Here is an 11786-nt window from a genome sequence, read left to right as displayed (position 1 = left end):
TTAGCGAGTCCTTTCTTGCCTAAAAAATATCTTGATCAATAAGCTGCATTTTATCGTGCCATTCATTAATTTAAGGGCACATTATGCACACTAAACCTTTACGCTTATCCATCCTGCTCATTGGGCTGTTTTTGGCCGGCCTTTCGCTTACAACAAGGGCCGCTACTCCTGCGGTACATATATCGCCACGCCCAACCTGGCTCAACACTTACCAACGTTATGATAAAAAGGTGCCGCTCCGCACGGTCGAGAACGGCTATTTTTACCAATTGGTAGAAGAGCAGATCAATGTGGAGGCGCAGGCCACCCACCGCCACATGATCACCGAGATCATATCAGAGGCCGGCATACAGAACGGCTCACAGATCGACATCGGCTTCGACCCGGCTTACGAGCAGCTCAGCTTTCATGACGTTACCGTGTGGCGCAACGGCCTACCGCAAAAGCGGTTAAAGCCAGGCATCTTCAAGGTAATGGCCGATGAGCAGGAGCTTTCGCGCTTTATTTACCAGGGCAGTTACTCGGCCTATTGTATATTGGACGATATCCGAAAAGGCGACCGCATCGAATATTCATACACCATCACCGGTCGTAACCCCATATTTGACGGGCACTTTTCAAAGGATTGGTACTTTCAATGGTCGCAGCCGGTGGCACAGGTATACCGCTCGCTGCTGGTATCGCCTCAGCGGCCGTTATACTTCAAGTACCTGAACAAGGTACCACAGCCCAAAGTGAGCAGCAAGAACGGCCTCACCTGTTACGAATGGCAAAGCACCCAGATGCCGGCCGCCCACAATTACGATGGCGAGGCCTCCTGGCACAATGAATATGCCCACCTGCTCATCACCGACTACCGGAACTGGCAGCAGGTGGCCGACTGGGCGCTCAAGGTGAACCCGCCCGCACCCACTGTAAAAGGTGCGCTGGCCCAGCAGGTACAAGCGTTCAAGAAAGAGGCCAACGGCGATGCCCAACGATATTTCAGGCTGGCCACCACTTTCGTACAAGACGAGGTGCGCTACATGGGCATCGAGATAGGTGAGTACTCGCACCGCGCCAATGCGCCCGAAAAGGTATTTGCCCAGCGTTATGGCGATTGTAAGGACAAGGCCCGCCTGCTGGTGGCCATGTTGACCGCCAACGGTATAGAAGCCAATATGGTACTGGTGAACTCTAGCCTGAAAGGCCACGTGGCCGACCTGCTGCCATCGCCCAATGCCTTTGACCATGCGGTGGTGACCGCCGTGGTGAATGGCCGCCGAGTGAATGTGGATGCGACCATGTCATACCAGCGAGGCACCGGCACCAACATCTACTTCCCAGCCTACGCTAAAGGATTGATCGTTAAGCCGGGCACCAATGCCCTGAGCACGCTGGAGCCAGGCAAAGCGGGCAAGTCCACTTATGTAGAAAATTACACCATACGTAATGAAAAGGATAGCGTAAAGCTTGACGTAACCTCAGTATATACCCTTAACGAGGCCGACCGTATGCGCGATCAACTGGCCAACAAAAGTATGGCCGAAACGGAGAAAGGCTACCTGGAGTACTACACCCGCTCGCACCCCAAGACCGCCGCTGCCGACTCCCTGACCGTGATCGACGACCCGGTAAAGAACGTACTGACCACCATTGAGCACTACCGCATTGCCGACATGCTGAAGCGCGACAGTGTATCAGGTAAATATAAGGCATCGTTCTATGCTAATTATGTGAACAACGTGATGCTCAACATTGCTGATGATGCCCATGTACCGCTTGCGCTTAGCTACCCTTGCCACATCGACCAAACCATCAATGTGATCATGCCCGGCGGCTGGAGTATCGATGAAGGACAGCAAAGGATCAACAACGGCTTGTTCGACCTTACGGCACGCACCGCGGCTAATGGCGATACCATGCACCTGTATTATTCATTTACCAACCTGAGCAACGCGGTACCGGTGAACAAGTTGAAACGTTATAAAATGGATGCCGACAAGGCAGGTGATGACCTCCTGTCGTACGTGATCAGCTACACGCCCGACCGATCACAGCTACCGTTCAGGCCTAATTACTGGATGATGGCCGTTGCGGCACTCTTAGCAGGCGGGTTAGTGGCTCTGGGCATCAAGATCTACCGTACCGATACCGACGGGATCATATTTGAACCCGGCGCCGGGTTTACCAATTTGGGCGGCTGGCTCATTTTGGTCGCGATCAGCCTGTTCCTTACACCCTTTGCGGTATTGGTCTCTATGTTACAGGCCAATTATTTTGACCTGCAGACCTGGAACCTTCAGCTACCTGGAACTGATCAATGGGCCATCAAGAGTACACTCATCTTCGAAATGGTGATGAACACGTTCATGATCAGCTATGCCATTTTCTGCTTGGTTTTGCTCATCAACCGACGCGATATCCTGCCAAAATACATTACCGGCCTATACGCCCTGAGCGTCATTTATCATATTGCAGATTATGCTGTGGCATCACAGTTGAACAATGGCAAGGTAAGTAACGATGCGGTCTTTTCGATTTTTAAGGCCATTGTGGTAGCTGCTATCTGGATACCGTACTTTAAAAGATCGGCTCGTGTTGAACGCACGTTCATTGTGCCCTACCCACGCCACAACTATAGGTATGAGGCCGCCGAAACGCCCTTGAGGCCGGTACGCGAAGATCAGTTAAATTCCTGATCACAGCCCCAGTCCGGGCTTATCAGTAAGCACCCATTTGCCATCCACAAAGGGCGGAGCTTCAAAGGGGTTATTGCTGGTGAGCAGCGGTCCGTCCAGGTCGGCCCAGTCACATTGGGGGGCAAGGGCGGCAGCGGCCAGGGTGGCGCAGCTGGTCTCGCTCATGCAGCCGATCAGGATCTTCATTTGGTGTTGGCGGGCGGCTTTGATCATCTCGTGTGCCTCGTACATCCCGGCCGATTTCATGAGCTTGATATTGATGCCATGATAGGCACCGGCCACGCGAGCGATATCTGCTAAACGCTGTACGGCCTCATCGGCCAGTATAGGGATCGGGCTGCGCTCGGTAAGCCAGGCATTGCTATCGATGTCGGTTTTAGCAAAGGGTTGCTCGATCAGTTGCACGCCCTGCTCGTGCAGCCAGTGTACCAGTTCAAGGCTGCGGTCGCGGTCGGTCCACCCCTGGTTGGCATCTACAAATAAAGGCACATCGGTTACCGACCTTACGGTATCGATCAGTATGCGGTCGTCATCGCCACCCAGCTTCACCTTGATCACTTTGGCACCGGCAGCATCACGTACCTTTTGAATGATCACTTCGGGCGTATCCATACCAATGGTCACGCTGGTCACCGGCATTAGTGCACGGTCGCTCCCCAGTAACTTCCAGCAGGGCTGGCCGGTGAGTTTGCCTTGCAGATCATGCAGGGCTATATCGATGGCGGCCTTAATGGCGGGCTGGCCAGGCGCCAGGCTATCCAGATAGGCCATCACTTCGGCGTACTGGAAACCGTTATCTAACTTATCAGCATTCACCTGATTCAGGAAAGCCGTTGCGGTCTCCAAGCTCTCGCCCATGTACGGCACCATTGAGGCCTCGCCTATACCGGTCACACCCTCATGCGTGATCTTCACCAGCATAAGCGGGGTAAAAGTGCGCGAAAAGCGGGCAATGGTAAAGCGATGTTTCAGTTGTAACTCGTAGGGCTCAAATGTCAGTTCCATATCAAAAAATAAAGCTAAGCATTTTAACGGATACAAAAAGCCCTCCCTTCCGGGGAGGGTTTGGGTGGGGCTATGTATCTTTGCCGCATGTTGGCAACTTCATACAACCCGTTCAAACGGTTCAATTTTGGCAATGGCACGTGTTTCCTGACCGGTGAGGCGCTGAGCAGCGAAGAAGAGAAGATACAGGTCTTCCCTACCTGGCTGATGAGCCGCTACGGCCTGGAAGACAAGGTGATCAAACTGCTGGACGAGAACTACGTAGGCTACAAGGACCTGAAACTGCCCTGCGCATCGGCCGTTAATGACCAGTACCTGTTACCGCTGGAGGCCGAGATCGAGTACGCCTTTAACAAGGGTTATGAGGGCGTGACCAAACTGGAACCGTTGCGGTTATTCCAATGGGCGGGCAAGCTACTTTACGGGATCATTTTTAATGAGATACAGGCCGGCATAAGGCAGCAGCATGCACAGGGCGAGCAGTTCAACATCTCGGAGGCGCTCATCCACAAATTCGGTAACCTGCACCTCATGCTGCAAACCCTTAACCTGCCGATCATATTCGATGGGTTCAACCCGTTCAGCTTGTTCATTTTCAAGGTAGATAATGCCGAGAACGAATTTTCGTACCGCGACGAGATCAACACCCTCACCTTCTCGCTAAGGATACAGGACTTTGGCCTGATCATTTGCCTGCAGGATAATGGCGCCAACAAGCGCTACCATGCCGAAATGCTGGAAAAGATCCATCAAGATGTACTGCACCCGGCCCAGTTCGAGGAGTTCTGCGCCAGGGTATTCTATTCGGCCTTTTTGTTCAACCGTTTGCCCGAGTACGAGGTGATGCCCGTGGGTGGCGATATATTTATCGAAGCCATGCCACTACGCGGTACCAGCAGCCGCCCCACCTTTGATGAATGGCAAAATAAGACCTACGGCCAGGTGCTGGAGAACTTTTGGAAACGCTGGGGCTTTGTATTGTTAGAGATCATCAAGAACCCCGATCACCCTATGAGCTTCCTGTTCACCCGCGACGGTCACAAGATCGGCGCCGCGGCCGTGGAGTTAGAACGATAATTTTTCTTACCCTATAAAAAGAGAAAGCCACCCGGTAATGCACCGGGTGGCTTTCTTCGTTAGGAGCATAACGTTTATTTCTTCAGCGTCTCCTCAAATAATTTATAAATGCGTTTGTACTCGTCGGTCCAGCTGCTGGGTTGTACAAAGCCGTGGTCCTCTACTGGGTATGAGGCCAGCTCCCAGTTCTCTTTATGCAGCTCGATCAGCTTTTGCGTAAGCCGAACGATGTCCTGGTAGTTCACGTTCACATCTACCATGCCATGCGCCATGAGCAGGCGGCCTTTTAGGCCGTTGGCAAAGTAAATGGGCGAGCTTTGCTTGTAGGCTTTCTCGTCGGTATAAGGCTCGTTCAGGATGTTGCTGGTATAGCCGTGGTTGTAATGGGCCCAGTCGGTCACCGAGCGTAGGGCACCACCTGCGGCCACCACGTCGGGCTGTGTGAACATGGCCATCAGTGTCATGAAGCCGCCGTAAGAGCCACCGTACATACCCACGTGCTTTGGGTCAACGCCATATTTGTCGACCAGGAACTTGATACCGTCCACCTGGTCGTCAAGGTCCTTACCACCCATGTGGCGATAGATGCCCGTGCGCCAGTTGCGGCCATAGCCTGCGCTGCCGGTATAATCGATATCGATCACGGTGTACCCATTATCGGCCAGCATGTTGTTGAACATATACTCGCGGAAGTACGAGCTCCACCAGTAGTGCACATTTTGCAGATACCCGGCGCCATGAACGAACACCACTGCAGGCTTACTTGGGTGCGGTGTTTTAGGCGCATACACACGTGCGTGAACATCGGCACCATAACGGTTCTTGAAGGTCACCATCTCCGGTTCGCGCCAAGCGTATGAGTTAAATTCGGCCGTAGTTGAGGTGGTCACTTTGGAGGCTTTTGCGCCCGGCTTATTGGGTTGCAGGTAAAGCTCCCACGGTTTATTGGAGTAAGAGTATAGGATGGCCAGCCACTTTTCATCGGGCGACAGGCTTACGTTGTTGCCACCCTTCATGCCGGTCAGTTTTACCGGTTTGCCGCCACTGACAGGCAGTTTATAATAATGGCTGATGCCCGGATGCTCGATATTGCCGGTAAAGTAAAACGTTTTATGATCATTGGACAGGTAAAGGTCTGACACCTCCCACTTGCCACTGGTGAGTTGCTTCTTTTGACCATTGGCCACATCGACCACGTACAGGTGCGAGTAACCGGTGGCCTCGCTCTGGAAGTAAAAATGCGTATCATCTACCCAGCCGGTATTGGCGTTACCAAAGCCGCCGCCGCTGATGCCGGGCCCTCCTATCCAGGCCTCGTCGCGCTGGCGGTCGATCAGGCTCAACTGGCCGGTGGCCGGATCAAGCTTCATGATCCAACGGTCCTTGTTATCCTGTGCGGTAACTACCACTACAGCATATTTGCCGGTGCTGTTCCAGATCGGTCCTTGTACCACTACCGCGCGGTCGTCGTTACGTTTGGTGCGCTCTTCCAGTTGCTTAGGGTAATCCTTCACATAATCGGGTAGGTCTTTGATGCCGGGTATCCCCTTGGTCGAGATGGCGTAAACCGTATCGCGCCCGGTATCATAAATGTATGACCTGGAGGTAGACTGTGGCGCACCCACCTTGGTACGGCCGGGGATATCCTCGGTATAACCAGTAGGCGTAACGTAGTTGGGCACCTGGATATTTTTGGCGCCCACCGCCGCACTGATCAGACGATAGGTGATATAGCGACCATCAGGGCTTTGCTGCAAATAGCTTAGCGACTGCTCGCCAATGGCGATCTCTTTTAATTTTTTGAGAGGCTGCATGGCCTTGCGGTCGGCAGCGGTGGCCTTGTCGTTCTTATCCTTCTCGCGTATCACCTCGAACAGTTCTAACTGCTCGGCACGCAGCCAGCGGTCCTGCGGGTTGCCTGTCTCGGCGTTGCCACCTCGGGCAGCTGTGGGCGGGGTGGCATTACCACGGCCTGCACCGCCACGCATACCGGCACCAGCGGTCGGCACTGCCGCGGCGGCTGTTGCGCGGGTAAAGTTGGTGAGTTGTTTTAAGGCACCACCGTTCAGCCTGAGCGCATACAGGTTATCATTACGGGTGAACAGTACCTGCGTTTCATCAGCATTAAAAGTAGGGTTGCTTTCGCGGTCGGTGGTTACGGCAATGGCGGTCACCTTGCCATTCTTAACGTCCGACAAAAAGATGTCGCCGTTACTTTCAAAAAGCTTGCGGGTATGGGCCTTGTTCCAAACACCGCCTGAAGATAGGGTGCGGCGCTCGTCGGCGCTTACCTTTTGCGGGCGCAGATCGCCGGTGGTAATGCTGTACAGGGCGCTGCGGTCGGCCTTATCAGGGTTCCAGTTGAAGTATATCTTGCGGCTGTCGTCGGCCCAGCGTACGCCCTCGGGCGATGTGCCCATCCATTTGGGATCGCTCATGATCTTTTCGATGGTGAGCTTTTGGAGCGTTTGTGCATGGGTACCCGCCGATGCCGTGATCAGTAATAATGCGAACAGTTTTTTCATAAAGGAGTTAAAGTACAAGCCTGATAAATATAATGGCTATTTTGCGCATATAGGGCATCGCACCCTAAATGTCGATGCGATCTTTACACAAATGGAACTACACGGAAGCACTTTTACCCTGCGCGGCTGGCGGCACGGCGACGAGACCTCATTACAAGAACATGCCGATAACCGCAACGTATCGGCCTATTTGTTCGACCGTTACCCTAACCCTTACACCTTAAAGGATGCTGAGGATTGGGTGGCCTACTGCATGGAGCAGGACCCGCTGGTGAACTTTGCCATTGATGTGGACGGCCAGGTGGTGGGCGGCATAGCCCTGGAGCTGCGCGCCGATGTGTACCGCAAAACGCCGCTGATCGGCTACTGGCTGGGCCAGGAATACTGGGGCCGCGGCATCATGCCCGAAGCCGTAAAACTGGTGACCAATTATGCGTTCTACAACTTAGATATCATTAGCATACAGGCGCTGGTGTTCAGCGGTAACCCAAAGTCGATGCGGGTGCTGGAAAAGGCCGGTTACCAAAAGCAAGGCGTGATCAAAAGTTCAGTGTATAAGAATGACGTGATCTATGATGAGCACGTTTATTCGGCGCTGGGCCCGGTAGAATGAGCGGACAAATGCAAACCATCTGCCCGTGAAGCAGTTAATAGGTCATGCCTGCACGTGATCTGCCCAGCAACAAACAACCCGTCATCCTCACCGGTCGCCTCAAATGGGTAGAGCGTATAGCGCACTTATTTGATGACCAGTTCAGGATCCCGGGCACCAACTTCCGCTTCGGGCTCGACCCCATCATCAACCTGTTTCCCGTAGCGGGCGATGCTGCCGGTATGATGGTGAGCGCTGCCCTGCTGATCACCATGGCCCGCAACGGTGCCAGCCGCAAGGTGATCATCCTGATGTTGGTGAACGTGCTGATCGATGGCCTGATCGGCGCCATACCGCTAGTCGGTCAGGTGTTCGACTTTTATTACAAGGCCAACCTGCGTAACATCAAGCTATTAAAGGAACATTATGAGGAGGGCCGGCACCAAGGTAGCGGCAATGGCGTGATCGCCATGATCGTGATCGTGCTGGTATTGTTCCTGGCCGCCTTCGTTTACCTGAGCTATTGGTTAGTGTCGGTAATTATCCATGCTTTCTAACATCTTATCATGCCAAAAACGGCCATTACACCAATGGCAAACGTTTGCGTAGTTTTTTGCCGTGCTGATCAGCATTTAAGCCCCAAAACTTTCAATTCCTCGATTTTTATTGTTTAGTTTGTGTTTTACGCATGGCCGTTAAAGCCGTGTGTAAATAAAACATAACGAACCATTGCTACCCGCACAGGGCGGCCACCGATACGAACCTGGCAACGCTTGACTGCCTACCATCTTATGAAAAAGTTTTTAGACGAGAATTTTTTGCTGCAGACCGATACCGCGCAGCGCCTGTACCACGAGTACGCCAAAGACCTTCCCATCATTGACTATCATTGCCATTTACCACAAGACCAGATCGCTCAGGACCTTAATTTCAAGAACCTGACCCACATTTGGCTGTACGGCGATCATTATAAGTGGCGCGCCATGCGTACCAACGGTGTTAACGAGAGCTACATCACCGGTAACAAGACCGACTACGAAAAATTTGAGCAATGGGCGGCCACCGTGCCTTACACCCTGCGCAATCCTTTATACCACTGGACCCACCTGGAGCTGCAACGCTACTTCGGCATCAATGATATCCTGTCGCCTAAAACGGCCAAGCAGATCTATGATGATTGTACGGCCATGTTGCAAACGCCAGAGTACTCGGTTAAAGGACTGATCAAAAAAATGAAGGTGGAGACCATTTGCACCACCGACGACCCGATCGATAACCTGGCCTTTCACCAGCAACTGGTGGGCGATACCGTGGTTAAAGTGTTACCGGCTTTCCGCCCTGATAAGGCCATGAACGCCGATGATACCGTTGCCATGAACCAGTACATAAACAAACTGGAAGAAGTGGCCAACGTAAGCATCACCGATTATAACAGCTACCTGTCGGCCCTTAAAAAGCGTCATGACTTTTTTGCCGAGAACGGCTGCTCGGTATCAGACCACGGTTTGGAGAACATCTACGCCGAGGACTATACTGAAGACGAGATCAAAGATATATTCGATAAGATCCGCACCGGCAAGGTATTGTTACCGCTGGAGATATTGAAGATCAAATCGGCGTTGTTGTTCCAGTTCGCTTTATGGGATCATGAGCGTGGTTGGGTACAGCAGTTCCACTTAGGTGCGCTGCGTAACAACAACACCCGTTTACTGACCCAGTTAGGTCCTGATACCGGCTTTGATTCCATTGGCGACTTTAGCCAGGCACGTGCCCTGTCAAAGTTCCTGAACAAGCTGGATACTGAGGATAAACTGGCCAAGACCATCATCTACAACCTTAACCCTGCCGATAATGAAATGATGGCTACTATGATCGGTAACTTCAATGATGGTTCGGTGGCCGGTAAGGTACAGTTCGGTTCGGGCTGGTGGTTCCTGGATCAAAAGGATGGTATGATCAAGCAAATGAACGCCTTGTCGAACATGGGCTTGCTGAGCCGCTTCATCGGTATGCTGACCGATTCGCGCAGCTTCCTGTCGTTCCCTCGTCACGAGTACTTCCGCCGTATCCTTTGTAACCTGTTGGGCGATGATATCGAGAACGGTGAACTGCCTAACGATATCGAGTGGACCGGTAAAGTGGTACAGGACATTTGCTATTATAACGCCAAGAACTATTTCCCTTTTTGATAACGGCAAATGAACGACCTTTTAAGTAAAGATCATACCACAGGTTCGGTACTCAACTACGGGGAACTGCTGCTGCGCCTCACCCCTGATGCCGATGGCCAGTGGTTACAGGATAATTGCCTGCCCGTATTTGTTGGCGGTGCCGAACTGAACGTAGCTACCGCACTGGCATTATGGGACGTTCCATCACGCTACTTTACCGCACTGCCCAAAAATGGTATGTCAGAGCAGATCGTATCTTTTGTGAACGACAAAAAGATCGACACCTCGGCCATTTATTACCACGGCAACCGCGTAGGCCTGTACTTTTTAACCAAAGGACAGGATCTGAAGAACGACGCCCTGATCTATGACCGTGCCCACTCGGCCTTTGCCGAATTGACACCAGGTCAGGTAGATTGGGACAAAGTGCTGGAAGGCGTTACCTGGTTCCACTTTAGTGCCATTTGCCCTGCCATTAGCCAGAACGCGGCCGATGTTTGTTTGGAGGTGCTTAAAGTAGCCTCGGCCAAAGGCATTACCATATCGGTGGACCTGAACTATCGCGCCAAACTGTGGAAATACGGCAAAGAACCGATCGATGTGATGCCTGAACTGGCGCAGTACTGCGACCTGATCATGGGTAACATTTGGGCGGCCGAGCGCATGCTGGGTGTTAAGGTAGATGAACTGGTGACCGAGTCGGGCCAAAAAAGCCTGTACGTGAAGGAAGCGCAGAACACGTCGGAGAACATCATCAAAAACTTCCTTAAATGTAAGGCGGTGGCCAACACTTTCAGGTTCACGGCGCATGATAATACTGATGTTGAGTATTACACCGTGCTGTATACCAATGATAAAGTGTACCTTTCGGGCGAGCATCGTGCCGAGCGGATCATTGATAAGGTGGGCAGCGGCGATTGTTATATGGCCGGCCTCATCTACGGTTTTTACAACGGTAATGACCCGCAACAGATCGTTGACCTTGCCACCGCGGCAGCTTTTACCAAGCTGTTCGTGAACGCCGATGCTACCGATAAAGGCATCGACGAGATACAAAAAGCTATAAAATGATGAAGACCAAACAGGAAGTATTAGATAGTATAGTGACCCAGGGCATGCTGCCGCTCTTTTTTTACAAAGATGCCGAGGTAAGCGTTGAGATCACCCGTACTTTATATAGCGCCGGTGTACGTGTATTTGAGTACACCAACCGCGGCGATGCAGCTTTAGACAACTTTAAAAAGCTAAAGGATCTTCAACAGGCCGAGATGCCTGACCTGCACTTGGGTATAGGCACTATCAAATCGGTACATGAGGCCGATGCCTTCATCAATGCCGGGGCCGATTTCCTGGTATCGCCCATCGTTAACACCGAGGTAGCCAAAATGGCGCATGACCGCAATATGTTGTGGATCCCGGGTTGTATGACCCCTACCGAGATCTACACCGCCCAATGCGCCGATGCCGCGCTGATCAAACTATTCCCTGCCAATATACTGGGGCCGGCGTTCCTGTCGTCCATCGCTGAGCTGTTCCGCGGGCAATTGTTCATGCCTACCGGAGGCGTTGAGCTGGAAGCCAACAACATCGCTACCTGGTTCCGTGCGGGGGTATGCGCCGTGGGCATGGGCAGCAAGCTGATCAGCAAGCAGGTGCTTGAAGGCAAACTTTACGATCAATTATACAACGATACTTTAAAAGCTATCGAACTGGTGCAAACCAGCCGATGATACTG

General features: G+C 52.4%; 9 protein-coding genes. 7 read left to right on the top strand and 2 right to left on the bottom strand.

What is annotated here, in order from left to right; translation table 11 throughout:
- The first annotated feature begins 83 nt into the window (after window positions 1-83).
- A complete protein-coding gene (locus tag LLH06_RS01715) occupies window positions 84-2681 on the top strand; it encodes a DUF3857 domain-containing protein (protein WP_228171523.1) in 2598 nt (865 codons plus the stop codon).
- On the opposite strand, the gene LLH06_RS01710 is transcribed toward LLH06_RS01715, so the two are convergent.
- Window positions 2682-3686, bottom strand: coding sequence for a dipeptide epimerase (locus tag LLH06_RS01710; RefSeq protein ID WP_228171522.1), 1005 nt, complete (start codon window positions 3684-3686; stop codon window positions 2682-2684).
- 87 nt (window positions 3687-3773) lie between these two features.
- On the opposite strand from LLH06_RS01710, the gene LLH06_RS01705 reads away from it, so the two are divergent.
- On the top strand, window positions 3774-4763 hold the full coding sequence (locus LLH06_RS01705; protein ID WP_228171520.1) for a hypothetical protein: 990 nt from the start codon (window positions 3774-3776) through the stop codon (window positions 4761-4763).
- Between the two features lie 74 nt (window positions 4764-4837).
- On the opposite strand, the gene LLH06_RS01700 is transcribed toward LLH06_RS01705, so the two are convergent.
- Entirely contained in the window at window positions 4838-7288 is a 2451-nt protein-coding gene (locus tag LLH06_RS01700) for a prolyl oligopeptidase family serine peptidase (RefSeq protein ID WP_228171519.1), read from the bottom strand.
- 91 nt (window positions 7289-7379) lie between these two features.
- On the opposite strand from LLH06_RS01700, the gene LLH06_RS01695 reads away from it, so the two are divergent.
- The 5 genes from LLH06_RS01695 (at window position 7380) to LLH06_RS01675 (ending at window position 11781) form a co-directional block, all read left to right on the top strand.
- On the top strand, window positions 7380-7901 hold the full coding sequence (locus LLH06_RS01695; protein WP_228171518.1) for a GNAT family N-acetyltransferase: 522 nt from the start codon (window positions 7380-7382) through the stop codon (window positions 7899-7901).
- A gap of 44 nt (window positions 7902-7945) precedes the next feature.
- The gene (locus tag LLH06_RS01690) at window positions 7946-8437 is read left to right on the top strand and encodes a DUF4112 domain-containing protein (protein ID WP_228171517.1); all 492 of its coding nucleotides are present in this window, start codon (window positions 7946-7948) and stop codon (window positions 8435-8437) included.
- 234 nt (window positions 8438-8671) lie between these two features.
- The gene (uxaC, locus tag LLH06_RS01685) at window positions 8672-10069 is read left to right on the top strand and encodes a glucuronate isomerase (protein WP_228171516.1); all 1398 of its coding nucleotides are present in this window, start codon (window positions 8672-8674) and stop codon (window positions 10067-10069) included.
- 9 nt (window positions 10070-10078) lie between these two features.
- Window positions 10079-11122, top strand: a complete 1044-nt coding sequence (locus LLH06_RS01680; protein ID WP_228171515.1) for a sugar kinase — start codon at window positions 10079-10081, stop codon at window positions 11120-11122.
- On the top strand, window positions 11119-11781 hold the full coding sequence (locus tag LLH06_RS01675) for a bifunctional 4-hydroxy-2-oxoglutarate aldolase/2-dehydro-3-deoxy-phosphogluconate aldolase (protein WP_228171514.1): 663 nt from the start codon (window positions 11119-11121) through the stop codon (window positions 11779-11781). Before LLH06_RS01680 ends, LLH06_RS01675 begins: the two co-directional genes overlap by 4 nt.
- The last annotated feature ends 5 nt before the right edge of the window (window positions 11782-11786 follow it).

The sequence above is a fragment of the Mucilaginibacter daejeonensis genome (assembly GCF_020783335.1).
Taxonomy (GTDB): domain Bacteria; phylum Bacteroidota; class Bacteroidia; order Sphingobacteriales; family Sphingobacteriaceae; genus Mucilaginibacter; species Mucilaginibacter daejeonensis.
Note: the sequence above shows the minus strand (reverse complement) of the source record. Positions and strands in the feature narration are given on the sequence as shown.